At 61.3% G+C, this 26474-nt stretch carries 27 protein-coding genes; 4 read left to right on the forward strand and 23 right to left on the reverse strand.

Annotation, left to right across the window (positions count from 1 at the left end; all coding sequences use genetic code 11):
• Positions 1-169 precede the first annotated feature (169 nt).
• The 4 genes from BLT85_RS11270 to BLT85_RS11285 form a co-directional block, all read right to left on the reverse strand.
• Positions 170-1630 (reverse strand): NAD-dependent succinate-semialdehyde dehydrogenase, encoded by a 1461-nt coding sequence (locus tag BLT85_RS11270; RefSeq protein WP_093394700.1) that lies wholly within the window; start codon positions 1628-1630, stop codon positions 170-172.
• A 97-nt stretch (positions 1631-1727) separates the two neighbouring features.
• Complete coding sequence (gene mdoH, locus BLT85_RS11275; RefSeq protein ID WP_093394703.1) at positions 1728-3827, reverse strand: glucans biosynthesis glucosyltransferase MdoH; 2100 nt, start codon at positions 3825-3827, stop codon at positions 1728-1730.
• A complete protein-coding gene (locus BLT85_RS11280; RefSeq protein ID WP_093394706.1) occupies positions 3827-4075 on the reverse strand; it encodes a hypothetical protein in 249 nt (82 codons plus the stop codon). The genes mdoH and BLT85_RS11280 overlap by 1 nt, the downstream gene beginning before the upstream one ends.
• Positions 4076-4083: 8 nt before the next feature.
• Positions 4084-5631 (reverse strand): glucan biosynthesis protein G, encoded by a 1548-nt coding sequence (locus tag BLT85_RS11285; protein ID WP_093394709.1) that lies wholly within the window; start codon positions 5629-5631, stop codon positions 4084-4086.
• Positions 5632-5897: 266 nt separating this feature from the next.
• On the opposite strand from BLT85_RS11285, the gene BLT85_RS11290 reads away from it, so the two are divergent.
• On the forward strand, positions 5898-6974 hold the full coding sequence (locus tag BLT85_RS11290; protein ID WP_093394712.1) for an endonuclease/exonuclease/phosphatase family protein: 1077 nt from the start codon (positions 5898-5900) through the stop codon (positions 6972-6974).
• Between the two features lie 18 nt (positions 6975-6992).
• Here the strand turns inward: BLT85_RS11290 and BLT85_RS11295 are convergent, their stop codons facing one another.
• The 4 genes from BLT85_RS11295 to coxB are packed head-to-tail and all read right to left on the reverse strand — an operon-like array spanning position 6993 to position 11344.
• A complete protein-coding gene (locus BLT85_RS11295; protein WP_231701469.1) occupies positions 6993-7808 on the reverse strand; it encodes a cytochrome c oxidase assembly protein in 816 nt (271 codons plus the stop codon).
• A complete protein-coding gene (locus BLT85_RS11300; protein ID WP_093394717.1) occupies positions 7799-8173 on the reverse strand; it encodes a hypothetical protein in 375 nt (124 codons plus the stop codon). Before BLT85_RS11300 ends, BLT85_RS11295 begins: the two co-directional genes overlap by 10 nt.
• The gene (ctaD, locus tag BLT85_RS11305; RefSeq protein ID WP_093394720.1) at positions 8170-10683 is read right to left on the reverse strand and encodes a cytochrome c oxidase subunit I; all 2514 of its coding nucleotides are present in this window, start codon (positions 10681-10683) and stop codon (positions 8170-8172) included. The genes BLT85_RS11300 and ctaD overlap by 4 nt, the downstream gene beginning before the upstream one ends.
• Complete coding sequence (coxB, locus tag BLT85_RS11310) at positions 10676-11344, reverse strand: cytochrome c oxidase subunit II (protein ID WP_093394723.1); 669 nt, start codon at positions 11342-11344, stop codon at positions 10676-10678. The genes ctaD and coxB overlap by 8 nt, the downstream gene beginning before the upstream one ends.
• Before the next feature lie 78 nt (positions 11345-11422).
• On the opposite strand from coxB, the gene BLT85_RS11315 reads away from it, so the two are divergent.
• On the forward strand, positions 11423-11905 hold the full coding sequence (locus tag BLT85_RS11315; RefSeq protein ID WP_093394726.1) for a DUF2231 domain-containing protein: 483 nt from the start codon (positions 11423-11425) through the stop codon (positions 11903-11905).
• A 32-nt stretch (positions 11906-11937) separates the two neighbouring features.
• On the opposite strand, the gene BLT85_RS11320 is transcribed toward BLT85_RS11315, so the two are convergent.
• From BLT85_RS11320 to ffh, 11 genes are all read right to left on the reverse strand, one after another.
• The gene (locus BLT85_RS11320) at positions 11938-12372 is read right to left on the reverse strand and encodes a CopD family protein (protein ID WP_093394729.1); all 435 of its coding nucleotides are present in this window, start codon (positions 12370-12372) and stop codon (positions 11938-11940) included.
• Between the two features lie 36 nt (positions 12373-12408).
• Complete coding sequence (locus tag BLT85_RS11325) at positions 12409-12993, reverse strand: exopolysaccharide biosynthesis protein (RefSeq protein WP_093394732.1); 585 nt, start codon at positions 12991-12993, stop codon at positions 12409-12411.
• Positions 12994-13148: 155 nt separating this feature from the next.
• Complete coding sequence (gene thrC, locus BLT85_RS11330; protein WP_093394735.1) at positions 13149-14558, reverse strand: threonine synthase; 1410 nt, start codon at positions 14556-14558, stop codon at positions 13149-13151.
• Between the two features lie 96 nt (positions 14559-14654).
• Complete coding sequence (locus tag BLT85_RS11335) at positions 14655-15959, reverse strand: homoserine dehydrogenase (RefSeq protein ID WP_093394738.1); 1305 nt, start codon at positions 15957-15959, stop codon at positions 14655-14657.
• A gap of 93 nt (positions 15960-16052) precedes the next feature.
• Positions 16053-16778 (reverse strand): thioredoxin fold domain-containing protein, encoded by a 726-nt coding sequence (locus tag BLT85_RS11340; protein WP_093394741.1) that lies wholly within the window; start codon positions 16776-16778, stop codon positions 16053-16055.
• Positions 16779-16826: 48 nt separating this feature from the next.
• A complete protein-coding gene (xerD, locus tag BLT85_RS11345) occupies positions 16827-17723 on the reverse strand; it encodes a site-specific tyrosine recombinase XerD (RefSeq protein WP_407920177.1) in 897 nt (298 codons plus the stop codon).
• 356 nt (positions 17724-18079) lie between these two features.
• The gene (gene rplS / locus BLT85_RS11350; protein WP_093394746.1) at positions 18080-18427 is read right to left on the reverse strand and encodes a 50S ribosomal protein L19; all 348 of its coding nucleotides are present in this window, start codon (positions 18425-18427) and stop codon (positions 18080-18082) included.
• Positions 18428-18459: 32 nt separating this feature from the next.
• Positions 18460-19176: a tRNA (guanosine(37)-N1)-methyltransferase TrmD gene (gene trmD, locus BLT85_RS11355; protein WP_231701597.1), complete on the reverse strand. Its 717-nt coding sequence runs from the start codon at positions 19174-19176 to the stop codon at positions 18460-18462.
• A 36-nt stretch (positions 19177-19212) separates the two neighbouring features.
• Positions 19213-19755: a ribosome maturation factor RimM gene (gene rimM / locus BLT85_RS11360; RefSeq protein ID WP_093394751.1), complete on the reverse strand. Its 543-nt coding sequence runs from the start codon at positions 19753-19755 to the stop codon at positions 19213-19215.
• Position 19756: 1 nt separating this feature from the next.
• A complete protein-coding gene (gene rpsP / locus BLT85_RS11365; protein WP_093394753.1) occupies positions 19757-20005 on the reverse strand; it encodes a 30S ribosomal protein S16 in 249 nt (82 codons plus the stop codon).
• A gap of 162 nt (positions 20006-20167) precedes the next feature.
• The gene (ffh, locus tag BLT85_RS11370; protein WP_093394755.1) at positions 20168-21565 is read right to left on the reverse strand and encodes a signal recognition particle protein; all 1398 of its coding nucleotides are present in this window, start codon (positions 21563-21565) and stop codon (positions 20168-20170) included.
• A gap of 153 nt (positions 21566-21718) precedes the next feature.
• Between ffh and BLT85_RS11375 the strand changes: the two genes are divergently transcribed.
• Together BLT85_RS11375 and BLT85_RS11380 are read left to right on the forward strand one after the other, a co-directional pair.
• Entirely contained in the window at positions 21719-22519 is an 801-nt protein-coding gene (locus tag BLT85_RS11375) for a cytochrome C assembly family protein (RefSeq protein WP_093394757.1), read from the forward strand.
• Between the two features lie 85 nt (positions 22520-22604).
• The gene (locus BLT85_RS11380; RefSeq protein WP_231701598.1) at positions 22605-23846 is read left to right on the forward strand and encodes an HlyC/CorC family transporter; all 1242 of its coding nucleotides are present in this window, start codon (positions 22605-22607) and stop codon (positions 23844-23846) included.
• Between the two features lie 4 nt (positions 23847-23850).
• Here BLT85_RS11380 and BLT85_RS11385 read toward each other — a convergent pair whose 3' ends face one another.
• Genes BLT85_RS11385 through BLT85_RS11400 form a run of 4 tightly spaced genes read right to left on the reverse strand, consistent with a single transcriptional unit; the run spans position 23851 to position 26472 of the window.
• Entirely contained in the window at positions 23851-24537 is a 687-nt protein-coding gene (locus BLT85_RS11385) for an SGNH/GDSL hydrolase family protein (protein WP_231701470.1), read from the reverse strand.
• 17 nt (positions 24538-24554) lie between these two features.
• Complete coding sequence (gene purT / locus BLT85_RS11390) at positions 24555-25736, reverse strand: formate-dependent phosphoribosylglycinamide formyltransferase (RefSeq protein ID WP_093394765.1); 1182 nt, start codon at positions 25734-25736, stop codon at positions 24555-24557.
• A complete protein-coding gene (locus BLT85_RS11395) occupies positions 25733-25948 on the reverse strand; it encodes a DUF1289 domain-containing protein (RefSeq protein ID WP_093394768.1) in 216 nt (71 codons plus the stop codon). The genes purT and BLT85_RS11395 overlap by 4 nt, the downstream gene beginning before the upstream one ends.
• Complete coding sequence (locus tag BLT85_RS11400) at positions 25948-26472, reverse strand: gamma carbonic anhydrase family protein (protein WP_093394771.1); 525 nt, start codon at positions 26470-26472, stop codon at positions 25948-25950. Before BLT85_RS11400 ends, BLT85_RS11395 begins: the two co-directional genes overlap by 1 nt.
• Between the last annotated feature and the right edge of the window lie 2 nt (positions 26473-26474).

The raw sequence follows: 26474 nt of genomic DNA on the forward strand, positions 1-26474 counted from the left end.
TCATAGGTTTCGACCTCTCTGCGTTTTATTGGATACGGAATCGCCTAGGCGACCCCGGCAACGGACCTGCTCCCCCTTGGGTCAATCAGGCCCGTTGACTCGTTGGACATCACTTATCGCAAAAAATTTATATCAATCTGCATCCGCGTGACTGGTGCCGTCCACGGCGTCATTCTCCACCCATGCACAGGTACTTGATTTCGGTATATTCATCGAGTCCGTGGCGGGAGCCTTCGCGCCCCAGGCCTGACTCCTTGACGCCTCCGAACGGCGCGGCGGCATTGGATATGGCGCCTTCGTTGATGCCTATGATGCCGGCCTCCAGACCGTGGGCCACCCGCCAGACACGATGGATGTCCTGAGTATAGAAATAGGCGGCCAGGCCATACGGCGTGTCGTTGGCAATCTGCAGTGCCTGCTCTTCCGTATCGAAGCGCATGACGGCGGCCAGCGGGCCGAAGGTTTCCTCATCGCACACCTGCATATCCGCGCTGATATCGGTCAGCAGAAGCGGATGCACGAAGTTGCCTTCGTCAGTGGATGGCTCCGGGCCGCTGACGCGAATGGCGCCCTTGTCGATGGCGTCGTGATAATGGGCATGGACCTTCTTCACCGCCTCGTGATTGATCAGCGCCGACTGGTTCACCCCTTCTTCGAAGCCATCTCCGACGTTGAGATCGGTCATGGCCTGGGCGAGCGCCGAGACGAAGCGATTGTGGATGCCCGACTGCACCAGAAAGCGGTTCACGCAAACGCAGGTCTGTCCGGTATTGCGGAACTTGCTCGCCATGGCGCCAGCGACCGCCTTGTCGATATCCGCGTCATCGAAAACGATGAACGGCGCGTTGCCGCCGAGTTCGAGCGATATCTTCTGGATGTGCTCCGATGCCTGCGCCATAAGTTCTCTGCCCACCGGCGTGGAACCGGTGAAACTCAGCTTGCGCACGATCGGACTGCTGGTGAATACCTTGCCGATTGCACTCGACTTGCCGGTGACCACATTGAATACCCCGGCGGGGATACCGGCTTCTTCGGCGAGCAACGCCATCGCCAGCGCAGTATAAGGCGTGGCATTGGCCGGCTTGACGATCATCGAACAACCCGCGGCCAGCGCTGCCCCGGCCTTGCGGGTAATCATCGCAGCAGGGAAATTCCAGGGGGTGATCGCTGCAGTGACCCCAACCGGCTCGCGGATCACGACGATATGCTGGCCTGGCTTGGCGCCGGGAATCGTTTCCCCGTACATGCGCCGCGCTTCCTCGGCATACCAGCGGATGAACGAAGCGGCATAATCGACTTCGCCGCGCGACTCGGCCAGCGGCTTGCCCTGCTCGAGCGTCATCAGCACAGCTATATCTTCCTTGTGCTCGCGCAGCAGGTCGTACCAGCGCAGCAGCAGGTCTGCCCGTTCCTGAGCGGTACGCGCGCGCCAGGCAATGAAGGCTGACTGGGCGGAATCAATGGCAGCACTGATTTCGGCGTCGGACAGCAAGGGCACGGTGCCGATGACATCGCCGGTCGCCGGATTGTCGACGGGAATGGTCGCGCCGTCGCGAGCGTCTACCCACTCCCCATTGATGTAGCATTGCTGGCGAAACAAACGTGGCGAACTCAAACGAGAGAGTGACATGTAGCCTCCTGTCGGGATGCATGCATAAGACGATACGAAGCGAGGCAGGCGCCCGAACAGGCGGCCTGGCAGGCCAGCGGTTTCCCAATGGACAACGTCAGCCGAGGTTTATTCGGGTGCGAATCAGCCGACCCCAGGGCGAGGATGGCGGAGCGTTCCAGGCGTGCTCATGCAGCCAGGTGAGTGACGTTGAATCCTTCGCCAGACGGCTCTGATCGGCACTGGCGATGGCCCTGGGTCCTTTTTCCAGGCACTCACGGCAAAGCTGCTCGAGACGTTCCCGTCGAGGCCCGCGCCGGCAATTGCGGGCGAGCGAGGCGTGCAGGAGATTGATGCGCGGATTGAGGATGGCCTCGCAAAAGGCCGGATAGTCCGCATCGAGTCGATCCAGTGAACGCCCGGTGACCAGGTCATCAATCAGCGGCGACCCGTCGATTTCTTCAGGAACCGCAAGCCAGCGACGTTTGCGCAACCAATCGCCGGCTGCGACGCCGCTGAGCAGGACGAAAATGGGCGCGGCAAAGATCAGCGGTAAAGCGACCGGCAAGGACCAGATGAAAAACATAGGGTCGAGCCAGAGCGCGAACAGAGCCCAGCCCAGGGCCAGCAAGGTTCCCATCGCCTGATTGAGAATGGCACTCCCCCAGCTCAACTCCGCCGTGCGGTTCTGACCGGCCCACTTCAGCGTGACATTGAACAGTGCCTCCACCACGTAGCGAGACTGGGTCAGCATGCGAATCGGCGCTAGCAGCGCAGACAGCAGCATTTCCACCAGTACGCTACCGAACAGTCTGCCAGCGCCCCCGTAGACCCGGGTACGGCGCTTGAACACGACATCCAGCGCGGCCAGCAGCTTAGGCAGAAAGAGTAGCGTGAAGGTCAGACTCACCAGCACGATGGCGCGCATCGGCCGCCATTCCGGCCACTGCGGATAGAGCTGGTACTGGTCCGGAAAATACTCGATGGGCAGCAGCACCAGCCGCGCGGTCTCGATCGTGGTGAGAATCAGGAAGATCAGCCATAGCGGCGAGGCGAGATACGACATGATGCCGTTGAGCAGCGCGAAACGGTGCGCCAGTCGCAATCTACGGCCAGCAAACAGCAGCCACAGATGCTGCATGTTGCCCTTGGCCCAGCGCCGGTCGCGAGTCAGCTCGTCGACCAGCGTCGGCGGTGATTCCTCGTAGCTGCCGCTCAGGCCCGGCTCCAGCCAGACCTCGTAACCGGCGCGGCCCATGTACGCCGCCTCGACGAAGTCATGGCTGGTTATCGGTCCGCGGAACAGGCCCCAGCCTCGCAGCTTGCGCAAACCGCAATGACGCATGAAGGGTTCGATGCGCAGTATCGCGTTGTGGCCCCAGAAAGCCGCCTCGCCGAGCTGCACCGAAGCCAGCCCGGTGGTGAACAGCGGGCCGTACAACTGATTAGCGAACTGCTGTACCCGAGCGAATAGCGATCGGCCATTGATCAGCGTCGGGCTGGTCTGCAGGATGCCCACCTGAGGATGACGCTGCATCAGCTGAACCATGCGTACCAGCGTCTCGCCGTCCATCAGGCTGTCAGCATCGAGTACCGTCATGTAGTCGTACTGCCGGCCCCAGCGACGCAGAAAATCGCCGATGTTGCCGCTTTTGTAATTGAGATTGAGCGTACGGCGACGGTAGAACAGCTTGCCCTCGGCGCCCAATTCCTCGCACAGCTCGGCCCAGGCGGACTGCTCACGTAGCCAGACGTCCGGATCGCGACTGTCCGAGAGAATGAAAAAGTCGAAATGCTCCAGCGCGCCGGTGCGTTCCAGGCTGTGATAGACCGCTCGCAAGCCGCCCAGGGTGCGATCGATCGGCTCGTGGTAGATCGGCAGCAGAATGGCAGTGCGACGCAGCGGAGTGGCGGCGAGTGTTTCGGCGCTTTGCTGGCTGAGCAAGGCGTGGCGGTCACCGATGCGCCGGAACCAGAACCCGAACACACCGATCCAGAAGCCCAGCGATATCCACAGAAACAGCACGGCGAAAATCGCCGCCATGGCGATTTCCAGGCCGTTTCCACCATGGTAAGGCAACACAGACAGCATGAACCAGGTAGCAGTCGCGGTTTGCGCCAGGACGACGACCAGTAGCAGTATCCGCCGTATGGCAGCAGCGAGCCGCCAGCGGGTACGCGGGCGCGGGCCACCTGTATCGTTGCGGCGTGCACTCATCAGCGTTCCCCGTAACCGAGGCTGCCGCGTTGTAGCGGGGGGCTCGGTTGTGGGCGGGTCGCACGTGGCACATCGAGACGCGGCGCCAGTCGTTGCAGGCACGCCTGAAACGCAGCTTCACCAGTCCCCAGCACGTCGGCAACGACGAGCAGGACCTCGCGCTCGACTTCGTCGTTCAAGCGCACGCCGGACCAGGCCAGATAGGCCAAGACCCTCGCCACCAGATCTTCAGCATGCGCTGCGGCCATACCCGGCCTCAACGATTCACGACGCGCAGAATGTCGGTTCCTGGCGGCACTTCATAAGTCCAGGTCTCGCTCAAGGTCTGCTCGCCTTCTCGCAAATAGGCTCTGAGCGCCAATGGCTTCTGTGCGGCCGGACGGGCCAGCACGGAGAGCCGCCAGCGGTCGAGCGGTGCCACATACTCGACGAAATGCTCGATGATTTCGGTGTCGTTCAGCCCTGACACGTCGGCCACCACCGCCGCACCCGGGTCGCGCTCCGCCAGCGGTCCATCAGCGAAATCGACAATGATCCGCACGGCTCCCGCCTCGGCTCCGCCACCAATACGGCTGCCGTCGCCGAGGTAGGTATCCACCGCTCGGGCCAGCGTTTCGCCAGCCACGTGTTGCCCGCCGAAGCGAACCTTGTAGTTGAAATGCAGCGACTGCTCGGGCCGGATCGCACCGTTGGTGCGCCAGAACGAGACGATGTTGTCGTTGGTTTCGTCCGGGGTCGGCAGCTGGACCAGCACGACATCGCCACGGCCCCAGTCGCCTTCGGGCTCGACCCAGGCGCTCGGACGCGAGTGGTAATAGGCTTCGGCGTCCATGTAGCTGTCGAACTCGGTGTCCCGCTGGATCAGACCGAACCCGCGCACGTTCTGCGTTGCGAAATAGTCGGTATTCAGCGTCTCGGGATTGCGCAACGGGCGCCACAACCACTCATCGCTGGCCCCGTCATGGATCAGCAATCCGTCCGAATCGTGCACTTCCGGGCGCCACTCGCCCGGCGGCTGCAGCATGTTCTCGCCGTAGTAGAACATGCTGGTCAACGGCGCCAGCCCGAGCAGCTCTATTGACCGACGCGGGAAAATAACGCTCTTGACCGCAAGCTCGGTGGTTTCGCCGGGCGTCACGGTGAACTGGTAGGCACCGGTCAGGCTCTCGCCGTCTAGCAGGCCATACAGGCGAAAGGTTTCATCGCCCGGCTCGGGTTTTTCCAGCCAGAACTCGACGAATGCAGGAAACTCTTCCCCGCTGGGCAGACCGGTATCGACTGCGACACCTCGGCCGGAAATGCCGAAATTGTTTTCCTTGCCGACTGCGCGGAAGTAGCTCGCACCCGCGAAGACCAGAAACTGATTCATCACATCCGGCGCGTCAAAGGGAAAGGTGACCTTGAGACCTGCATATCCGAGGTCAGCGGGAACGAGCTTTTCGATCTCCGGATTCGGATAGTCGAACTGGCTCTTCTCGAACTGCAGCGGTTCAGCCTCCCCTTGCTCGATAATGTTGATCCGAACCGGGTGCGTATAAAACAGCCCCGGCGGAACCATCATCACCTTGAACTTGGATTCGCTGTCGCGCCACAGGCTGCTCTCGGTGCGGAAACGAATGCCCTGGTAATCGTTGTAGCTGAGGTCGCGCATGAACCTGGGCACAGGCGCGGGGGCCGAATAGGGACTGGCGGCCGCGTCCCGCGCCTGGGTTATCACGGTTTCAAATTCGAAGGCCTGGGCGGTTTGAACGAACGACGCCGCGCCCAGCAGCGGGACGGCGAAAGCGGAAAGCCTGGACAGCATGCTTGAAGCTCCTAGCGAATGACGCGAGTGCCCGGTACCGCTCGCGAAGGTTTCGCACACTGGGCAGTTGCCTGCTTAGGCGCTTTCCGGCGGCTTCGGTTCCCTTTGTAAGTGGATGCTCGCCATCACGGACGAGCATTGCTTTGCCAGCGTATGCTGTCGACACGATAGCGAAACGCTAATAGGTGTCGATTGCACATTAGTGCTGAACTACCCTTCCCAGGTGCCCTCCAAACGATGAATCCCAAACCGCGGAGGCCGGAGTCGTGCTCGGCATATTTACTATCGCAGCCGCACTGATATTGCTGGCCGTCACCTTCATGGCGAGAGTGCGCCTTACTCAGTGGTGGGTGCGCGCGTGTGAATTCCCTCGAGTGCAGATCGCTTCGCTCGCCCTGCTGACGCTCGTCCTCGCCGGTTTTGCCGACAGCTCGCTGAAATGGCTGACGGTCGTCATCTGCCTGGTAGTGATCGCGGTGCAGGTCTGGCACATCATGCCCTGGACGCCATTCTGGGACGTACAGATGCAGGCCGCGGAGACGAGTGATGACCGGCATTGTGTAACCATCCTGATTGCCAATGTGCTCACACCCAACCGTAACTTTGCCGGATTGACCAAGCAGATCATCTATCGCAAACCGGACGTGATCCTTACGCTGGAAAGTGATCAGTGGTGGGGCGACCGGCTCGACGAATCCATTGGCGGCGAGTGGCCGCACTCGGTGAAAATCCCGCTGGACAACCTGTATGGCATGCATCTGTACTCCCGGCTGGAGCTGACTGACGTACAGGTCTCGTATCTGATCCAGGACGATATTCCCTCGATCCATGGCACCCTGCACTTGCGAAACGGTGCCACCGTGACCCTGCACGCCGTCCATCCGCGCCCGCCCGCACCCGCCGAAAGCGACGAGTCGCTATGGCGTGATGCCGAGCTGTTGCTGGTCGGCAAGCGTATACGCGAATCTGGCGGCCCGACCCTGCTGATCGGCGATCTCAATGACGTGGCCTGGTCGCGAACGACCCGCCTGTTCGCAGAAGTCAGCGGAATGCTCGATCCTCGCCGCGGGCGTGGCATGTTCAGTACTTACCATGCGGACCATCTCTCGCTGCGCTGGCCTTTGGATCACATCTTCGCCAGCGAGCATTTCTCTCTCGGCAGCATCGAGCGGCTGGAAAAATACGGCTCCGATCACTTTCCGATACTGGCTACGCTCTGTTACAGCCCGGAAAAACAGGCCGAACAGGAGAAGCCTGAAGCCGAAGACGATCAGAAGCACACTGCGGATGAGGTCATCGGCGAGGCGAAGGAGCGGGCTCACCGTGGTGAAGACCCGCACTGAGCCGGGCGACCGCCCTGTTTACCAGCCTATGCGCCGCTGCATGGTCAGCAACCAGCGCCAGCCCAACCACCCGGCACCCAGTAAATAGGGGATGGCGCCCAGCACCCACATGATCAAGCCAGCGAGTTGCTGGTCCTCGAGACTGCGCGCTTCGCCGTACAGCGGCTCCCGTGCGAAGGTCAGCAGAGCGCCAAGGAAACCGGTATGCATCAGCGTGAACAGCAGCGCCAGCAGCGCCCAGGGCACAAGCAGACGCGAGCTGCGCAGCACTGCCCACCAGAAAAGACCCGCGCTGACGATAAACAGCAGATGCTCGACCGCATGCCACCAGGGATGCTCCACAGCCAGCATGTAGAATTTCGGCGTGTGCCAGAACCAGACGATGAAGCCGTGCACGTAGGCTGTGAGCATCGGCCGCTGGGTCAGACGCAGGAGTGGGTTCCAGAGCGCCGACAACCGCCTGGCTCCGCCAGCAGACAGTTGCGGCAACGGGCGACTGAGAACGAATAACGGCGGCACCACTACCATGAACACCATGTGCTGCGTCATATGCGCCGACGTGCTGGTTTCCGCCCAGTCGTCCAACGGGCCGAGCACGGCCAGGCCACCCAGAGCCAAGCCCACATGAAAAAGCGACACGGCACCTGCACCGGGCCAGACACGCACGCAGCCACGCAGGTAACAGGCCCAGAGCACCAGCAACAGCCCTGCGGTAAGCCATGCCGGCAGGCGTTCATCAGCCGCCGCAGCGAAGGGGCTATGTGCCCATGCCAACGGGGCGAAGACAGCCAATAACAGTCCAAGCAACGTCGCTCGAGTAATCGTCATATGCATGGGGGAAGGAACAGCGCTGGCAGAGCGAGACCGAACGAGGCGATCGCCCCTACCAGATAGACTCCGCCGGCGACTCGCCCAAGGAAACGCTTGTCCGGCTCTCCGCTCTGGTAGTCCGGAGCGGCTTTCCAGCAGCGCCAGGAATTGAACAACAGGAAACCGCCGACGAGGGTACCCATGCCCAGTACCGCTGCGTTGACCCAGGTGCGCATATCGGCTTCAGCGGGCGGTGGCGCGACCTCGCAGATCACTCCAGTGCTACCGTATACGAAAACGAACCAGCCGCTCCACACGAGCAACCCGAACACCAGCTGCAACGGATGCAAGGGATGCAACATGATCTTTTTCATGAAACGCTTGATCATGCGCCGCTCCAGGTCATCGGTAGCAGCATGAACGCTGCGAAACTTATCCAGAACGCCCCGGTTGCGTAGGCCCACAACGGCAGCACAACTACCGGCTCGTAGGGCAGCGACGCATCGACATAGCCGACGCGCACGCGCAACGCCTGCAATACCGAAGCCAGCGTTGCCAGCCCGCTCTGCAACAGCAGATACCAGAGCATCAGGCTGAGCAGCGAATCGTGCGCGAGCGTGGTTGGGGTAAGGGGTGCGTCGATTGCCTCCCACAGCAACCAGCCGAAATGTGCCGCACCCAGGGCCGAAACCACCCACAACAGCGGTTCGAGCAGCGAGTCATCACCCTTGCGCAGGCGGCCTACCGCCCATGCAAACAGGCCTGCCGCAAGCGTGAGCAGTATGCCGCTGCCTGTGAGCGCAACCAGACTCAGCGGCCCATCGGCTGGCGTGTTCCAGAGCGGTGCGGAGGTCCACAGGTAGAACCAGCCGAAAATCAGCGAGGAGAACAGCGTGCCGTTGGCGATCAGCGCGACCAGAACACCCCACAGCCCTGGACCGCTGAAGGTGCGCGAGTGCAGCGGAGGATCAGTGCGCTCCCAGTCTTCGGTCTTCGGCGCTGCAAGGGGATGAGCCCCGTTATGCCAACTCCAGCGGATCAGAAACATCAGCGCCAATACGGCTCCAGCCAGTGCGACCCAGTAGTACTTGGTAAGCAGGCCCAAACAGACGACCGCGATCATTGACGCGGCCTGCAGTGGAATCCACGAGTTGCTCGGCAGGTGGATGACATCCTTCAGTTGCCCGGTTACCGCATCGGAACCGTAAATTTCGCGCCGACCGTGCCCGATCTCCGGTAGCCCGTGCTGACCCGTAGCAATGGTATGCGGCAAGTCGGGATCCTCCCATAACGGGTGGCGCGATTTGATCTCCGGCAGGCTGGCAAAGTTGTAGGTCGTTACCGGCATTTCCACCGCCCACTCCAGACTGTCGGCATTCCACGGGTTCTGCTCCGCCTTGCGACCGAAACGAAAATGCAGCGCAATGTCGACGATGATCACAGCCACACCCAAGGCGGTGATGAAGCCGCCGACCGAGGAGATCAGGTTGAACCACTCCCAGCCGAGCCCGGCCTCGTAGGTGTAGACCCGCCGGGGCATGCCGAACAGCCCGGTCAGGTGCATGATCAAGAAGGTCATGTTGAAACCGATGAAGAACAGCCAGAAGCCCCAGCGGCCGAGGGTCTCCGAAGGCATGCGCCCGGACACGTGCGGTAGCCAGTAATAGAACCCGGCGATCAGCGGAAACACCATCCCGCCGACCAGCACGTAGTGCATGTGGGCGACTACGAAATGCGTGTCATGGGCCTGCCAGTCGAACGGCACCAGGGCCAGCATGACCCCGGTCAGGCCACCGCAGACGAACACCAGGAGAAAACCGATGATCCACAACATCGGCAATCGAAACACCACCCGGCCCGTCCATAGCGTGGCGACCCAGGCGAATATCTGGATACCGGTAGGGATCGCCACGATCATGCTCGCCACGGAAAAGAACGCCAGCCCCAGCTTAGGAATGCCGACGGTGTACATATGGTGAACCCACAGACCGAAGCTAATGAAGCCTTGTACGATGATCGCCAGCACGATCCAGCGGTAGCCGACCAGTGTGCGCTGGGCAAAGACAGGCAACAGGGTCGAGACGATCCCCGCTGCGGGAAAGAAGATGATGTACACCTCGGGGTGGCCGAACAGCCAGAACAGATGCTGCCAGAGCAACGGATCTCCGCCGCCTGCAACGCCGAAGAATACGAAGTCGGCAGCTCGCTCCAGTTCGAGCATGATGCTGGCCAGGATCAGCGGCGGGAAGCCGAAGATGATCATCAGCGCCATGGCCAGGATGTACCAGCAGAAGATCGGCATCTGCCGCAGGGACATGCCGTTGGTTCGGGTGCGCAGGATCGACACGACCAGCTCGACCCCGGCACTGATTGCCGAAATCTCGACAAAGGTAATGCCCAGCAACCAGAAGTCCGGACCCTTCCCGGGGGAGAATACGCCGTTGCTCAACGGCGGATACATGAACCAGCCAGCCGCGGGAGCCATATCCAGCAAAAGGCTGGATACAACGATGATTCCACCGAACAGGTAACAGTAATAACCCAGCGCACTCAGGCGCGGGAAGACCAGATCCCGCGCACCGATCATCTTGGGAATCAGGTACATCGCCCCGCCCTCGAGGATCGGGATGGCGAAGAGGAACATCATCACCGTGCCATGCATGGTGAACACCTGGTTGTAGGCGTTCACGCTGAGGATGTCCTGATCCGGCAGGGCCAGCTGGGTGCGGATCAGCATCGCCAGCAAGCCGCCAATCAGAAAGAACACTGTGCCGGTAAGGATGAAGCGCAGGCCGATGGTGGTGTGGTTTACCGCAGCCAGCTGACCCCAGCCGGGCAGATTCCCCCAGACGCGGTCGAACTCTTCGCGGCGATCGGAGTGCTGCGGTGTGTCATTCATCGGTCTGCCCGTCCTCCAGCCAATTGTCGAACTCCGCCTGCGGCACCGCTTCGACAACGAATTTCATGTGGGCATGGTTCGTTCCGCAGAACTCGGCGCAGTGCCCTCGATAGGTCCCGGGTTGATCGGCCTGAATCCGCAACACGTTGATGTGGCCCGGCACGGCGTCCATCTTCCCGGCCAGCCGGGGCACCCAGAACGAATGCACGACGTCGCGACTGGTGATATGGACGTCCACTGGCACGCCGGCGGGGATGAGCATGTGATCTTCCAGTCGGTGGTTGGTGCCAGGGTAATTGGCCTCCCACTGCCATTGCTGGCCGATGATCTGAACTTCGACCGCTTCGCCCTGCTCCGGCGGCAATGGCAGCATCACTCTGCCCACCGGCAAGCCGAGGGCCAGCACAGCGGTCACGCTCACCCCCGGTAGAACCAGTCCGCCCCAGAGAATCCAGCGGTTCTGCACGCGCTGCGCCTGCTCGTCGGAGATCTTCCCCGGATCACGGTTCATGCCGACGAACCAGAGAATGACCACACCGATATAAACCAGCGTGAAGTAGCCCAACATGCCCCACCAGAGCCAGGCAGCACCGCTTGCCTGCGGTCCGGCCGGATCAAGTGTGGAATAGGAGCCGCCACACGCTGTCAGAAGCATGAACATGGCGAGCAGCGAAGGGGCTGCTAGCCTTTTCGAAAGACTCCGGCGAGCAAAACCGGACAACGAACCCATACGAGGCGCATGATGATCCGAGGTCAGGTTAAAAGCAGAGTGGTCGTTCTCGGCCATCCCATCCACCCGATGCTGATCCATTTCCCGGTGGCGGCGATGATTGCCGTACTCGGTACCGATCTGGCTTATGTCTTCACGTTGGACGAGTTCTGGGCCAGGGCAAGCGTATGGCTGGCAGGGACTGGTGCCGTCGGCGGGCTTATTGCCGGAAGCATAGGCATGATCGATCTGGTGACGGTCCCCGAGATTCGTCGGCTGGTGACCTCTTGGTGCCATGCGATCATGGCGGTCACGCTGCTCTCTCTTGCCACGCTGAACTGGCTCCTGCGCATCGTCGAGCCGTCTCCGGATGTGCTGCCGTGGGGGGTGTATCTCTCCCTGCTCAACGCCGTACTGATCTCGATTACCAGCATGCTCGGCGGCCAGCTGGTTTACGACCACGCGATCGGTGTCTCGCAGGAAAAAGTCGAGGAGCGCCGCCAACAGTCGTGACAGGCGCGCTCCTTGGAGCCGGGCGAAACCGATCATAGCAGCTGCTCCATGTCCGGTTTCGCCAGTACCAGCCAGAAGATCGTGCTCATCAGCAACGCGATGCAGATCGTCAGTACCCAGCACCATGGCACCACCGGCTTCCCGTTGTCAGTCTCGGAGCGCAGGATCATGATCCCGGTCAGGGTATGACAGACGGCCAATCCTGCCACCAGGCTCAGCTTGGCGATCAGCCAGGTATCCACCGTCTGATCCACGATGAACACCCAGGTGCCTGCGATGATGGCGACCAGTGCAGCCGGCGTGGCGATACGGGTGAACATGAATCGGGGAATCGAATCGAAACGATCCTGCGGCTCGTAAACCAGGGTTTTGTCGGTCACGCCACCAATGATCAGGGTGGGGAGATACAGCAGCGATGCCGTCCAGATCAGCATGGCAGCGATGTGCGGCACCAGGAACCAGAGCATCCGGTGGGGTTTCCTCTTACAGCGGGGGTGGGTCAATCACAGTATGTTGACAACGACGAGCGTGAAAGTTGCGCCGAATACTACAAGCGCAAGCAGCACCAACAACCCGTCGTGCACGACCAATGACAACCCCAGGGCCAGCAATGCCAGGCCGGCCGCCGATGATGAGAACGGCACCAGCTCCATGAACGGCATGCACAGACCAATGACCACGCATACCGCGGCTACTCCGTAACTGGCACCGTTATGCACCAGGAATGTAAGCCGCGGCTTGAGCACGCGATCTATTAAGCGCGCTGGCTTGGCGAGCCAGCCCAGCGCCTTTTCCAGCTTGCCGTGCTCGACGGAGCGATCGAGTATGTAATGAGGCAGCCAGAACTGTTTCCTGCCGATCAGCATCTGCACCGCTATCAGCAAGACGAACGAGGCCATGAAAAAGGACATGCCAGGTACACCGCTGAGCGGTGAGAAAAGCGTGATTCCGATGAGCATCAACAGCGGACCGAACGAGCGGCTGCCGATCGATTCGACCACCATGCCAATCGAAACCTCGTCATTGTCATGCGCCAGCTCGCCGACCCGGTCGAGCAGTTGTTCAAGGTTCTGTAGCGGCTGGTTCATCGGGGGTCCCATGGCTGGATCTAGCGCCTGACAGACGAATTATGGGATTGGAGGCATCTGGATCGGGGAAGTTCGCTGGCGATTCAATGGCGCGCGTGGAAATGAAAAAGCCCGGCGACGCCGGGCTTTTTCATTTCAACAGGACCTCTTCGCTATCAGAGCGGCCTGCCGCGGTTGCCGTGCGCGGCAACGAATTGCTGCACGTCACGCAGATGGTTCGGCAGAACGGTGCAGCGCTCTTCCCGATCGAACAGATCGGTCAGATGTGCCGGCAGTTCGGGCTCGATGTCCACTGCCGCCTTGAGCACGGCTTCCGGGAACTTGACCGGATGCGCGGTACCCAGCGTGATCATCGGCGTACTCATCGACCGCCGACACTCGCGTGCGGCGCGTACGCCAATCGCCGTGTGCGGATCCAGCAGCTCGCCGCAGTCCTCATAGACCTTGGTGATGGTCTCGCACGTTGAGTCGTCGTCCACGGCCAGGGAGTCGAACAGACGACGGGCTTCGGTCCATCGCTCGTTATCCACCGACAGCTTGCCGGTTTCCTTGAACGTAGACATCAGCTGCGCCACTAGCGAACCGTTGCGGCCGTGGAGATCGAATAGCAGCCGTTCGAAGTTCGACGAGACCATGATGTCCATGGACGGCGACAGGGATGGATGCAGCGTGTCCTTGTCGTACTGATTGCCGCTCATGAAGCGATGCAGGATGTCGTTGCGGTTGGTGGCGACGATCAGTTGGCTGATCGGCAGCCCCATGTTGCGGGCCAGGTAGCCGGCGAAAATGTCGCCAAAATTACCGGTTGGCACCGAAAACGCCATCGAGCGCGCCGGCCCACCGAGCTGCAGCGCAGCATGGAAGTAATACACGATCTGAGCCATGATCCGTGCCCAGTTGATCGAGTTCACTGCCACCAGACGTGTGCCCTTCAAAAAGCCCTGGTCGGCAAAGCTGGCCTTGACCATTTCCTGGCAGTCGTCGAAGTTGCCTTCGATGGCTATGTTATGGATGTTCTCACCAAGAATGGTGGTCATCTGACGGCGCTGCACGTCCGACACGCGCTGGTGCGGATGCAGGATGAAGATGTCGACGTTCTCGCAGCGGCGGCAGCCTTCGATGGCAGCCGAGCCGGTATCGCCGGAGGTCGCACCCATGATCACTACCCGCTCGCCACGCTTGAGCAGGAAGTAATCGAGCAGGCGACCCAGCAGTTGCAGCGCGAAATCCTTGAACGCCAGTGTCGGGCCGTGGAACAGCTCCAGTACCCACTCGTTGGCACCCAGCTGACGCAGCGGCGCGACGGACTTGTGCTCGAAAGCGGCGTAGGTTTCGCCGAGGATCTGCTTGAAGTCAGCATCCGGGATGCTGCCCGCAACGAACGGCCGCATGACCTGGAATGCCAGCTCGTGATAGGGCAGCCCGGCCCAGGAGGCAATCTCCTCCTGGGTGAAGCGTGGCAGGTTCTCGGGAACGTACAGGCCACCATCGGTGGCCAGGCCGGCGAGCAGTACGTCTTCGAAATTCAGGGCCGGTGCCTGGCCGCGGGTGCTGATATAGCGCATGAGAGCAAACCTTCGGTTTGAGCGGCAAGCTGTGAGCCGCAAGCGACAAGTGTCCGAGTGGAGCTTCGCGCTTGCAGCTTGGGGCTTGCCGCTGAGTTAGTTCAGTTGTTCCACCCGGATCCGCATTACCGGGCCGGCGATATCGTCCAGTGCTTCCAGGGCAGCGATCGCATCATTCATGTGCTGCTCGAGCACTCGGTGCGTGAGGAGAATGATCGGCACCAGGCCATCCTGCTCCTCGACTTCCTTCTGGATGATCGACTCGATATTGATCCCACGCTCGGAGAGGATGGTCGCCACCTTGGCCAGAACACCGGGGCGATCCTGCGCTTGCAGGCGCAGGTAATACGCGGTCTCTACCTGCTCTACCGGCAATACCGGAAGGTCCGACAGCAGGTCGGCCTGGAACGCGAGATGCGGGACGCGGTTGTTCGGGTCGGTGGTCAGGGTGCGCACTACATCGATGATGTCGGCGACCACGGCAGAAGCGGTCGGCTCGGCACCGGCACCAGCTCCGTAGTAAAGCGTCGAGCCGACTGCATCGCCGTTGACCATCACCGCGTTCATCACGCCATTGACGTTGGCGAGCAATCGATGGGCCGGGATCAGCGTCGGGTGAACCCGCAGCTCGGCGCCTTTTTCGGTACGGCGCGCAATACCCAAATGCTTGATCCGGTAACCGAATGCTTCGGCGTAGTTAACATCCGCAGTCGTCAGGCGGGTGATGCCTTCGGTGTAGGCGCGATCGAATTGCAGCGGGATACCAAAGGCAATGGATGCCAGGATAGTCAGCTTGTGCGCAGCGTCGATGCCTTCCACGTCGAACGTCGGATCGGCCTCGGCGTAACCCAGCGCCTGCGCTTCAGCGAGCACGTCTTCGAAGGTCCGGCCCTTTTCGCGCATCTCGGTGAGAATGAAGTTGCCGGTGCCGTTGATGATGCCTGCCACCCAGTCGATCTGGTTCGCCGCCAGACCTTCGCGCAGCGCCTTGATAATCGGGATTCCGCCGGCGACAGAGGCTTCGAAAGCCACCATCACGCCCTTCTCTACGGCTGCCTGGAATATCTCGTTGCCATGCACGGCGATCAACGCCTTGTTGGCGGTCACCACGTGCTTGCCGTTGGCGATGGCCTGGAGTACAACCTCCTTGGCAACGCCGGAACCGCCAATGAGTTCGACGATGATGTCGATCTCGGGATTGTTGACCACTGCGAATACGTCGTCGGTGACCGGTGTTGAACCCAGGTCGCAAGTCGGATTGACATGGCGAGCGGCGATCTGCGCAACCTCAATGCCACGTCCCGCGCGCCGGGCTATTTCAGCAGCATTGCGCTGCAAGACATTGAAAGTGCCGCCGCCGACGGTGCCCAACCCACAAATTCCAACTTTGACCGGTTTCAACCTAGCCCCCACTCGTTTCGTTGCTGATTCGTCGCGCGAACCGGTGCTGCCCTGCGCACCGGTGCGTCTCTCGTGTTGCCGGCGTGCCGGCGCTTATTCGTAGGCCATAGCCTCTGCGGCCAGTACCTCGGCCGGCTTGTATCCCGGCAGCATGATGCCGTTGGCCAGGAAAATTGCCGGCGTGCCCTGCACACCGAGCTTCTGGCCAAGCTCGAACTGCTCGGCCACCGGATCGTCGCATTTGGACGACTTCACCGATTTGCCCTGCTTAGCCCGGGTCATGGCGGTCTGCTTGTCTTCGGCGCACCAGACCGACTGCATGGTATCGGCAACCGGATTGCCCATGCCGGAACGGGGGAAGGCGGCGTAGCGCACCTCGATTCCCAGTTCATTAAGCTGTTCGATCTCGCTGTGCAGCTTGCGGCAATAGCCGCAGTCCACATCGGTAAAAATGGTGACGTGCGTCTTCGGGTTCTTCGGAGCGAAGATCACCAGCTCTTCCTTCGGAATCGCGTCGATGGCCTGCTTGGTGCCACGAGCTTCCGCCTCGGCGGCTGCAGTCAGATTGCGCGGCTGCCCGGAGGCGACGTCGAAAAGCGAGCCCTGCATCATGTATTTCCCGTCGCCGCTGGCGTACAGCACCCGGCCGTTTTCCAGCTGCACCTGGTACAGTCCGGCGATCGGCGTCTCGCTGACCGCGGTTACCTTGGCGGGAAACTGAAGCCGCTCCAGCGTCTGCTGGATGGCTTGCTCGGGACCTGCCGAAGCGTTCATGGCGGCAAGCGCAAGGGCCCAGCCTGCGATACGTTTGAACAGCATGATTCGGTTCCTCCTGAAGACGCGCAAGCTTATCACGAAACCTCTGCCTCACCCACGGGGATGATGGCTTGCGTGGAGGTCGCGCAGACGGTGCCGGGCGATATGGGTGTAGATCTGGGTAGTCGACAGATCGCTGTGTCCAAGCAGCATTTGCACCACGCGCAGATCTGCGCCGTGGTTGAGCAGATGGGTCGCGAACGCATGGCGCAGCGTATGCGGCGAGAGCTCGCTGCGAATGCCGGCCTGTTGTGCGTGCAGCTTGATACGGTGCCAGAAAGTCTGGCGGGTCATCTGCTGGGCCCTGCGACTCGGGAACAGCACGTCGCTGGGCTGCCCGCCGAGCAGAGCCGGTCGCGCCTGGCGGGCATAACGGTCGAGCCAGACCAGAGCCTCCTCTCCCAGGGGAACCAGACGCTCCTTGTCGCCCTTGCCGGTCACGCGCACCACGCCCTGACGCAGATTCACCTGATCCAGTCGCAGCCCGACCAGTTCGCTGACGCGCAACCCACAGGCGTAGAGAACCTCCAGCATGCAGCGATCCCGCAGGCCCAGACTGTCTTCGACATCCGGCGCGTCAAGCAGTGCTTCGACATCCGTCTCGCTCAGGGACTTGGGCAGCGGCCTGCCTAGCTTGGGCATGGCGACGTCAAGCGTAGGGTCTTCGCTGACCAGATTCTGCCGAAGCGCGTGACGGTAAAAGCCACGGATGCACGACAGAAAGCGTGCAGTGGAGCGCGCCTTGTAACTCTGGCCGATGCGCCATGCCAGATGCTCCATCACATCGGCGCGGCCGAGCGCGAGCAGCGACAAGCGCCTTCCGGCGGCCCAGACCGCGAGGGTTTCGAGATCCGTGCGGTAAGCCTCGAGACTTTGCCGCGCCAACCCTCGCTCAAGCCAGAGGCTATCGAGGTAGGCAGCGATCAGTCGCGTCTCGGATTCCGGCACGGAGGGCCTTTCGGGGTTAGCTGGCATCGATATCTCGCGGCGAATGAAGAACGTACAAGTGCAGTCGCAGGCACGCAAGCCGCCTGCATGGCCAGGGTTTCAGGCTGAGCCCAGCGCGGGTGTGGTTCCCCTTCGCGCCCAGGTGCGCTCCTACATCAGGCTGCTGTAAGAGCGGGCATGAACGCGAAGCAGCATGCACGACGACCCTTCGCCCAGCAACACCGTCTTCGGCCCAGGTGCGCACCTGCATCATCTGCCTCTAGGAGCGGGCATGACCGCGAAGGGGTGGCGCCAAAGCCAACTCCCAAGCAAAAAAAAGCAGCCCGCAGGCTGCTTTTTTCTGGAGCGACTGGCAATCAGCCCAGCTTTTCCTTGATGCGTGCTGCCTTGCCGGACAGTTCGCGCAGGTAGTACAGCTTGGCCTTGCGGACGTCACCGCGACGCTTGACGCTGATGCTATCGATCAGCGGCGAGTAGGTCTGGAAGGTACGCTCTACGCCAACGCCGCTGGAGATCTTGCGCACAGTGAAGGCCGAGTTCAGACCACGGTTACGCTTACCGATAACCACACCTTCGAAAGCCTGCAGACGCGAACGCTCGCCTTCCTTTACTTTAACCTGAACGATGACGGTGTCGCCCGGTGCGAACGGGGGCACTTCCTTGCTCATCTGTTCCGCTTCAATCTGGGCAATAATGTTGGACATTTCTAACTCCTGCTCAAGCCGCCGGACTTGCTTCAATGGTTATCGGTTGCCTGTTCGCGAATGAATTCCGCCAACAGCTGTTGCTGTTCTTTGCTCAATGTCAGGTCCTCCAGCAGTTCCGGCCGGCGTTGCCAGGTTCTGCCAAGGGACTGCTTGAGACGCCAGCGCCGGATCAATGCATGATTACCACTGAGCAGCACCTCCGGTACGCGCCGCTCCGCAAACTCTTCCGGCCGGGTGTAATGCGGACAATCCAGCCACCCTTCCGTAAATGAATCTTCTGCCGCCGAATCGGCGTGACCCAGGACACCGGGAATCAACCGGGCTACCGAGTCGAGGAGCACCATGGCTCCCAGTTCACCACCCGACAGGACATAGTCGCCGATGGATATTTCCTCATCGACGCACATGTCGATAATGCGTTCGTCGATGCCTTCGTATCGCCCGCAAAGCAGGACGATGCTATCGAGCCTGGCCAACTCCTGCGCCCGCTGCTGCGTCAGAGGACGCCCCTGCGGCGACAGATAGATCACCCGCGGCGGCGAGGGAGCCTGTTCTCGAATGGCTTCGATCGCCTCGAGCAGCGGCTCGACCTTCATCAGCATGCCGGGACCGCCACCGAAGGGCCGGTCATCCACCGTGCGATGCCGATCATGGGCATGATCACGCGGGTTGCTGAAAACCACCTTCAGCTGCTCTCTTGTCACCGCACGACCTGTGACGCCGTACTCCGTCAGGGCCGAAAACATCTCCGGGAACAGGGTCACCACACCGGCCCACACCGGTCAGAACTCCACGTCCCAGTCGACCTGCATCAGGCCGGCCTGCAGATCGATATGCTTCACATACAGATCCGGCAGGTAAGGCAGCAGACGTTCGCGATCATCAACGCTGCCTTCGCAGGGTTTGACGACCATGACGTCGTTAGAACCGGTTTCGAGCAGATGGTCGATACGACCGAGCAGCTGCCCATCCAGCGTCTCGACCCGAAGGCCCTCCAGCTGGTACCAGTAAAATTCACCTTCATCGAGATCCGGCAGGGCGTCCTGCGCCACGCAAATCTCGAAATTCACCATATCCTCGGCCTGGTTACGATCGTCCACGCCCTTGAGCTGAACGATGAGTACGCGACCCTGTACACGAGCGCTGGTGACGGACACCGTTCGCTGTTCCGCGCCTCTGCGAAGAGACCATTGCGGATAGTCCAGCACGTTATCCAGCGGGTCGGTGTGCGAGAGCACTTTCACCGCCCCACGAATGCCATGCACCGAAACGATCTTGCCCAGGACCAGCATGGGTGGCCCGGACTGTTCCGGCGACGAGGTCATATCAGGCAGAGGCCTGAGTTTCCTTCAGCAGCGATGCAACGCGGTCAGACGGCTGTGCACCCTGGCTCAGCCAGTAGCTGACGCGCTCCTGGTTGACCGACAGGCGCATCTCACCACCAGTGGCGACCGGGTTGAAGAAGCCAACGCGCTCGACGAAACGGCCATCACGGGCGTTACGGCTGTTGGTCACGGTCAGGTGATAGAAGGGGCGCTTCTTGGAGCCACCACGAGCAAGACGAATGGTTACCATGTGAACATCGTTTCCTGTGTTTGAGTCACGCTTCAAATAATTCATCACGGGCCTATAGCCCGAAAGGTCGCGTATTCTACGGAATATCCCGACCGATGAAAACTGTTTTTTCGGCAGCAAGCCTGCGCCCGGCGACGAGCGAACCGCAGCCGACTGCCAGAATCAGAACTTGGGCATACCGCCACCGGGCGGCATCATGCCACCGCCGCCACCACCCAAGCCACCCATGCCGCGCATCAATTTGGCCATGCCGCCCTTGCCGCTGACCTTCTTCATCATCTTCTGCATCTGCTTGTGCTGCTTGATGACGCGCCCGATGTCCTGGATCTGAGTACCCGAACCGGCAGCGATACGGCGCTTGCGCGAGCCGCTGATGATATCTGGATTACGGCGTTCGGCCGGCGTCATCGAATTGATGATCGCCTCCATCTGCTTGAATTGCTTCTCGGCCTGAGTCTGTGCGGTTTCCATCTGGGTCGGGCTGATCTTGCCCATCATCGGCAGCTTGTCCATCAGTGAACCGAGACCGCCCATGCCGCGCATCTGTTGCAGCTGATCGCGGAAGTCCTCAAGATCGAAGCCCTTGCCTTTCTTGAGTTTCTTGGCGAGCTTTTCCGCCTTGTCCTTATCGAGCTTCTGCTCGGCCTGCTCGATCAGGCTGAGTACGTCGCCCATGCCGAGGATGCGCGAGGCTACACGATCCGGATGGAAAACTTCCAGCGCATCGGTCTTCTCGCCCACACCGAGATACTTGATCGGCTTGCCGGTGATGTGACGAACCGACAGCGCAGCACCACCACGCGCGTCACCGTCGACCTTGGTGAGGATGACACCGGTCAGCGGCAGCGCTTCGTTGAACGCCTGGGCGGTATTGGCGGCGTCCTGACCGGTCATGGCGTCGACCACGAACAGCGTTTCGGCCGGCTTGGCCGCAGCATGCACCGCGCGGATCTCGTCCATCATGTCGGCGTCGATATGCAGGCGGCCCGCGGTGTCGACGATCAGCACGTCCATGAAGCGGTTCTTCGCCTCGCGCAGGGCGGCCTCGACGATGGCAACCGGCTGCTGGCCAGCATCGGACGGGAAGAAGGCCACGTCCACTTCCTTGGCCAGCATTTCGAGCTGTTTGATCGCCGCCGGACGGTAGACGTCCGCACTGACCACCATGACCTTCTTCTTCTGCCGTTCGCGCAGCGTCTTGGCCAGCTTCGCAACCGACGTCGTCTTACCCGCGCCCTGCAGACCGGCCATCAGAATCACCGCGGGTGGCGATACCGCCAGATTCAGCCCGACGGTTTCACCCATCACCGACTCGAGTTCGGCACGAATGATCTTGACGAAGGCCTGGCCCGGCGACAGGCTGCGCGAGACTTCCTGACCCACTGCGCGTTCGCGCACCTGGTCGACAAAGGTCTTGACCACCGGCAACGCGACGTCGGCCTCGAGCAGCGCCATGCGTACTTCGCGCAGCGTATCCTTGATATTTTCGTCGGTCAGCTTGGCCCGGCCGGTTACTCCGCGCAGGCTGTGCGACAGGCGTTCGGTAAGATTTTCAAACATCGGTCGTCTCCTCTGCTTCGCGTCCCCGGACGGGTGGAAGCCAACAAGCCGGGAAGTATAGCGCTGCCGGGCGGCAGATTACAGGCAAGCGCTTTATCAGCTTCGCGGCTTATGCCACACTGCGTCTTTATTGATAACCTTTCTCAAGGACGTATGACCGCTCTGATTACCAGCGTGCTGGCAGCGGCCCTCTATCTGGGCGCGGCTTTCTATCAGATGCACTGCCTGGGCAAGCGCCTGGCGGTGAACGTCAATCTTCTGCGCGGCCTTGGCCTGGTCGCTCTGCTCATGCATGCAACCAGCTTGTATGTGGAGCTGTCGCAAGGCCCGGGGCTCTCGCTCGGATTCTTCAACGCAGCGTCACTTATTGCCTGGCTGGTGATCGCATTGACGCTTCTTTCGAGTTTCCGCGCGCCCACCGCCTCACTGCTGCTGGGTCTGTTCCCGCTCGGCGCGGTCACGGCGGTGCTGTCCTCGTTGCTCCCTGATCACGGCGCCATCCGCATTGCCGGGCAGGAAGGGCTGCTGACGCATATCCTGTTGTCGATCCTGGCCTATGGCATCCTGACCATCGCTGCCTTCCAGGCGGTACTGCTGGCGGTGCAGGATTACCAACTCAGGCACAAGCATCCGACGCGCTTCAACCGAACCTTTCCGCCGCTACAGACCATGGAGCGGCTGCTGTTCCAGTTTCTGCTGTGTGGCGAGGCGCTGCTCACCCTGGCGCTGATCTCAGGCTTCGTCTACCTGGAAAACATGTTCGCTCAGGACGTGGCCCACAAGACGTTCCTTTCATGCCTGGCCTGGGTGGTGTTTGGCATTCTGCTGTGGGGCCGCTACTTTAAAGGCTGGCGAGGCAGTAATGCGATCCGCTGGACCCTGGCAGGCTTCCTGCTCCTGATGCTGGCCTACTTCGGCAGCAAGCTGGTCCACGAGTTTGTACTCCCGCTTTGATCAGTCGCCTTCTCAGGTCACTTGAGGCATCACCTTGAACGACACCAGCACAGGCGTCCTACTTCTCGTCCTGCTCCTGCTCATCATGCTTTCGGCGTTCTTTTCGAGCTCCGAAACCAGCATGATGAGTCTCAATCGATACAGGCTCAAACACCTGACCAAGGAAGGGCACAAAGGCGCCCAGCGAGCCTCCTCGCTGCTTGAACGCCCAGACCGGCTGCTCGGCACCATCCTGGTTGGCAATAACATCGTAAACATCCTGGCAGCCTCCATCGCCACCGTCGTAGCGGTGCAGATATGGGGCGATGCGGGCATTGCCATCGCCACCGTCGCCTTGACCGTGGTGGTGCTGATCTTCGGCGAGATCACGCCCAAAACGCTCGCAGCCCTACGCCCAGAGCTGATCGCCTTCCCTGCCAGCGTCGTACTCGCCATTCTGCAGAAGTTGCTGTATCCAGTGGTCTGGCTATGCAGCGCCATCAGCGGGATGTTGCTGCGCCTGGTTGGTGTGAATCCCAAGGATGCCGGGGGTGATCAGCTGACCACGGAGGAACTGCGCACGGTGGTCCGCGAAGCCGGGGTCGGCATCACTCGTACTCGTCAAAACATGTTGCTGGGCATCCTCGATCTGGAAAAAATGACCGTCGATGACATCATGGTACCGCGCAACGAAGCCATCGGCATCGACCTCGAAGACGAGATGCCGGTGATCATCAACCAGCTGCGCGCCTCCCATCACACCCGGTTACCCGTTTACGACGGCGACATCAATAACATCAAGGGCATCGTGCACATGCGCGCCATTGCCCGCCTTTTGAGCCGTGGTGACCTGACCAAGGAAGCGGTGGTAAACGCCTGCAAGGAGCCCTACTTCGTACCGGAGAACACTCCGCTGCATACGCAGCTGTTCAACTTCCAGAAGCAGAAGCGCCGCATCGCGATCGTCGTGGATGAATATGGCGACGTGATTGGCCTGGTGACGCTGGAAGATATCCTCGAAGAGATCGTCGGTGATTTCACCACCGATATGCTCCTGCCCAGCCAGGACATTCATCCGCAGGACGATGGCAGCTTTGTCATCGAGGGTGGCGCGGCCATTCGCGACATCAACAAGCAGCTGCAATGGAAACTTCCGGCAGACGGCCCGAAAACGTTGAACGGGCTGATTACCGAACAGCTGGAGAGCATTCCCGAGAGTCCGGTGTGCCTGACCATCGGCATGTACCGCCTGGAAATCCTCCAGACCAAGGACAATATGATCAAAAGCGTACGGGTCTCGGCACGTAACAGCGAAGCCCGCCCCGCCGAGCGCGGTCAAGCTTCCTGAGCTTTCAGAACTGTCCGACGATGTGCGCCGCCCAGACGCGGTAGCCTTCTGCCGAGGGGTGATAACCGTCGCGCGCCAGCATGCCTGGAGCGAACAGGAAACCGAATGGAAGGTGAGTGACGCCTTCCAGGCGCGCCACTGCTTTCAAATCCTGATCGAGCAGGCCGGCGCGCAGACCGAACCAGCCCCGCAACGGCTGCGGCAGAGCGGAAAATTCACCGAGCGGCGGTACGCCCGTCAGCACCACTCGATCACAACTCCCGGCGAATCGTCGAACCAGCTGCCGGATATTCTTTCTCCAGCGCCAGCGAGGCGTCAGATGAGTGGTGTCGTTCACGCCGAGCACGATGACCACGGCATCCCAGCGCGCATCAGTCAGTTCAAGCGACCCATCGATCAAATCGCTCGCCCTCGCCCCGTTACAACCACAGGCCTGCCAGCAGACCGGCCGCTGCAGGGTTGCGGCCAGTTGCATCGCCAACTGGCCGCTGAGTGCCTCGGCCTGCGAATCGACGCCCACGCCGGCGACGGTCGACTCGCCTATCAACAACAGTTTGAAAGGTTCGCCCGTTTCTGCCGCGCCGGAGCAGGCGACAGTGCCTTGCCAAGGCTGCGCAGCGTCGGGCAGGCGTAGTGCAGTACGACGGATCCACAGCGCTTGCGGTAGCAGCAACGGCAATGCCGGTGCCACCAGATACCACCAGCGACTCAGAGCGTGACCTCCACCGCCTCGACAACGCGCAACGCCCGGGCCCGGGCAGCGTCGATGCTTTCATCACGAGCGAGGGCGACGCCCATGCGCCGCTGGCCGTCGACATCCGGCTTACCGAACAGACGTAGCTGGGTATCCGGCTCGACGAGTGCGGCGCGCAGGTTGCTGAAGCTGACTTGCGCGGACTGGCCAGACACCAGAATCACCGCCGAGGCTGATGGTCCGAGCTGGCGGATCTGCGGGATCGGCAACCCGAGGATGGCCCGCGCATGCAGGGCAAACTCGGACAGATCCTGCGAGATCATGGTGACCATGCCGGTGTCGTGCGGCCGCGGCGACACTTCGCTGAACCAGACCTGGTCACCCTTGATGAACAGCTCGACGCCGAACAGGCCTCGTCCGCCCAGGGCATCGGTTACCGCCAGGGCCACTCGCCGCGATTCGGCCAGCGCAGCCTCGGACATCGCCTGCGGCTGCCAGGACTCCTGATAGTCGCCTCCCTCCTGTCGATGGCCGATCGGCGCGCAGAAGTCGGTCCCGTTGATGTGCCTGACGGTCAATAAAGTGATCTCGTAATCGAAATCGACGAAGCCCTCGACAATCACCCGCCCTTGCCCCGCCCGGCCGCCCGCCTGCGCATAGTCCCAGGCGGTATCGATGTCCGCCTCGGTTCTGACCAAGCTCTGGCCCTTGCCAGAAGAACTCATCACCGGCTTGACCACGCACGGCAGCCCGATCGCCTGTACCGCCTCGCGGTACTGCTCGCGCGTCTCGGCAAAGCGGTAAGCGGAAGTCGGCAGGCCCAGCTCCTCGGCAGCCAGCCGACGGATGCCCTCTCGGTTCATGGTCAGCCAGGCAGCGTTCGCGGTGGGCACGACGTGGTAGCCTTCCTGCTCGAGTTCGATGAGCGTCGGCGTAGCGATCGCTTCGATCTCCGGCACCACGAAGTCTGGTTGCTCGGCCTCGATCACCTCGCGCAGGGAGCGACCGTCGAGCATGTTGATGACGTGGCTGCGGTGCGCGACCTGCATGGCCGGCGCGTGTTCATAACGATCCACCGCGATGACCTCGCAACCCAACCGCTGCAGCTCGATAGCCAGCTCCTTGCCCAGCTCACCGGAGCCCAGCAGCAAGACGCGCGTCGCCGTTGCCGAGTACGGCGTTCCAATCGGTATCATGTTCGGTTTCCGTTCGAGTCGTTGGAAGACATCCACAGTCCCTGCTTGCGTGCGCGCTGCTCGCAGAGGGCCAGCACCTGCCTGCGCTCGGCATCGCTCATGCGTGCCCAACGGGTGATCTCGTCACCGGTGCGCTGGCATCCGGTGCATATGTCATCGTCGTCCAGGCAGCACACCGCTACGCAAGGCGAGCGCACCACCGAATCGCTCATCAATCGTCCTGCGGCTTCAGGTCGCGGCGGTAGCGCTGAGCGTTGTGCACGTAATGCGCAGCGCCAGCCTCGATCATCTTCTTCTGCTGCTCGTTGAGCTCACGCACAACCTTGCCGGGTGAACCCATGACCAGCGAGCCGTCAGGGATTTCCTTGCCCTCGGGGATCAGCGCATTGGCGCCGATGATGCAGTGCTTGCCGATCTTCGCGCCGTTGAGCACCACCGCGTTGATACCGATCAGACTGTAATCGCCCACGGTGCAGCCATGCAGCATGGCGTTATGGCCGACGGTCACGCCCTTGCCGAGCGTCAACGGCGAGCCGGGGTCGGTATGCATCACCGCGCCATCCTGTACATTGCTGTGTTCACCAAGCAGGATCAGCTCATTGTCGCCGCGGATCACCGCGCCGAACCAGACGCTCGCACCCGCCTCCAGGCGTACATTGCCGACCACCGTGGCGTTATCGGCGATCCAGGCGTCATCGGCCATTTCGACCCGGGCATCTCCAAGGCTGTACTTCATGT

Source organism: Halopseudomonas xinjiangensis (assembly GCF_900104945.1).
Taxonomy (GTDB): domain Bacteria; phylum Pseudomonadota; class Gammaproteobacteria; order Pseudomonadales; family Pseudomonadaceae; genus Halopseudomonas; species Halopseudomonas xinjiangensis.

Coding starts and splice junctions, on each gene's coding strand:
- BLT85_RS11325 (WP_093394732.1), bottom strand. CDS start 12,993: ATGAACCAGCCGCTACAGAACCTTGAACAACTGCTCGACCGGGTCGGC.
- BLT85_RS11285 (WP_093394709.1), bottom strand. CDS start 5,631: ATGCTGTCCAGGCTTTCCGCTTTCGCCGTCCCGCTGCTGGGCGCGGCG.
- BLT85_RS11400 (WP_093394771.1), bottom strand. CDS start 26,472: ATGAAGTACAGCCTTGGAGATGCCCGGGTCGAAATGGCCGATGACGCC.
- BLT85_RS11280 (WP_093394706.1), bottom strand. CDS start 4,075: ATGGCCGCAGCGCATGCTGAAGATCTGGTGGCGAGGGTCTTGGCCTAT.
- rimM (WP_093394751.1), bottom strand. CDS start 19,755: ATGACCTCGTCGCCGGAACAGTCCGGGCCACCCATGCTGGTCCTGGGC.
- ffh (WP_093394755.1), bottom strand. CDS start 21,565: ATGTTTGAAAATCTTACCGAACGCCTGTCGCACAGCCTGCGCGGAGTA.
- BLT85_RS11320 (WP_093394729.1), bottom strand. CDS start 12,372: ATGCTCTGGTTCCTGGTGCCGCACATCGCTGCCATGCTGATCTGGACG.
- rpsP (WP_093394753.1), bottom strand. CDS start 20,005: ATGGTAACCATTCGTCTTGCTCGTGGTGGCTCCAAGAAGCGCCCCTTC.
- BLT85_RS11375 (WP_093394757.1), top strand. CDS start 21,719: ATGACCGCTCTGATTACCAGCGTGCTGGCAGCGGCCCTCTATCTGGGC.
- BLT85_RS11340 (WP_093394741.1), bottom strand. CDS start 16,778: ATGCTGTTCAAACGTATCGCAGGCTGGGCCCTTGCGCTTGCCGCCATG.
- ctaD (WP_093394720.1), bottom strand. CDS start 10,683: ATGAATGACACACCGCAGCACTCCGATCGCCGCGAAGAGTTCGACCGC.
- BLT85_RS11380 (WP_231701598.1), top strand. CDS start 22,605: ATGCTTTCGGCGTTCTTTTCGAGCTCCGAAACCAGCATGATGAGTCTC.
- trmD (WP_231701597.1), bottom strand. CDS start 19,176: ATGTTTTCGGCCCTGACGGAGTACGGCGTCACAGGTCGTGCGGTGACA.
- purT (WP_093394765.1), bottom strand. CDS start 25,736: ATGATACCGATTGGAACGCCGTACTCGGCAACGGCGACGCGCGTCTTG.
- BLT85_RS11315 (WP_093394726.1), top strand. CDS start 11,423: ATGATGATCCGAGGTCAGGTTAAAAGCAGAGTGGTCGTTCTCGGCCAT.
- BLT85_RS11270 (WP_093394700.1), bottom strand. CDS start 1,630: ATGTCACTCTCTCGTTTGAGTTCGCCACGTTTGTTTCGCCAGCAATGC.
- mdoH (WP_093394703.1), bottom strand. CDS start 3,827: ATGAGTGCACGCCGCAACGATACAGGTGGCCCGCGCCCGCGTACCCGC.
- coxB (WP_093394723.1), bottom strand. CDS start 11,344: ATGTTCATGCTTCTGACAGCGTGTGGCGGCTCCTATTCCACACTTGAT.
- rplS (WP_093394746.1), bottom strand. CDS start 18,427: ATGTCCAACATTATTGCCCAGATTGAAGCGGAACAGATGAGCAAGGAA.
- thrC (WP_093394735.1), bottom strand. CDS start 14,558: ATGCGCTATATCAGCACCCGCGGCCAGGCACCGGCCCTGAATTTCGAA.
- BLT85_RS11395 (WP_093394768.1), bottom strand. CDS start 25,948: ATGAGCGATTCGGTGGTGCGCTCGCCTTGCGTAGCGGTGTGCTGCCTG.
- BLT85_RS11295 (WP_231701469.1), bottom strand. CDS start 7,808: ATGCATATGACGATTACTCGAGCGACGTTGCTTGGACTGTTATTGGCT.
- BLT85_RS11300 (WP_093394717.1), bottom strand. CDS start 8,173: ATGATCAAGCGTTTCATGAAAAAGATCATGTTGCATCCCTTGCATCCG.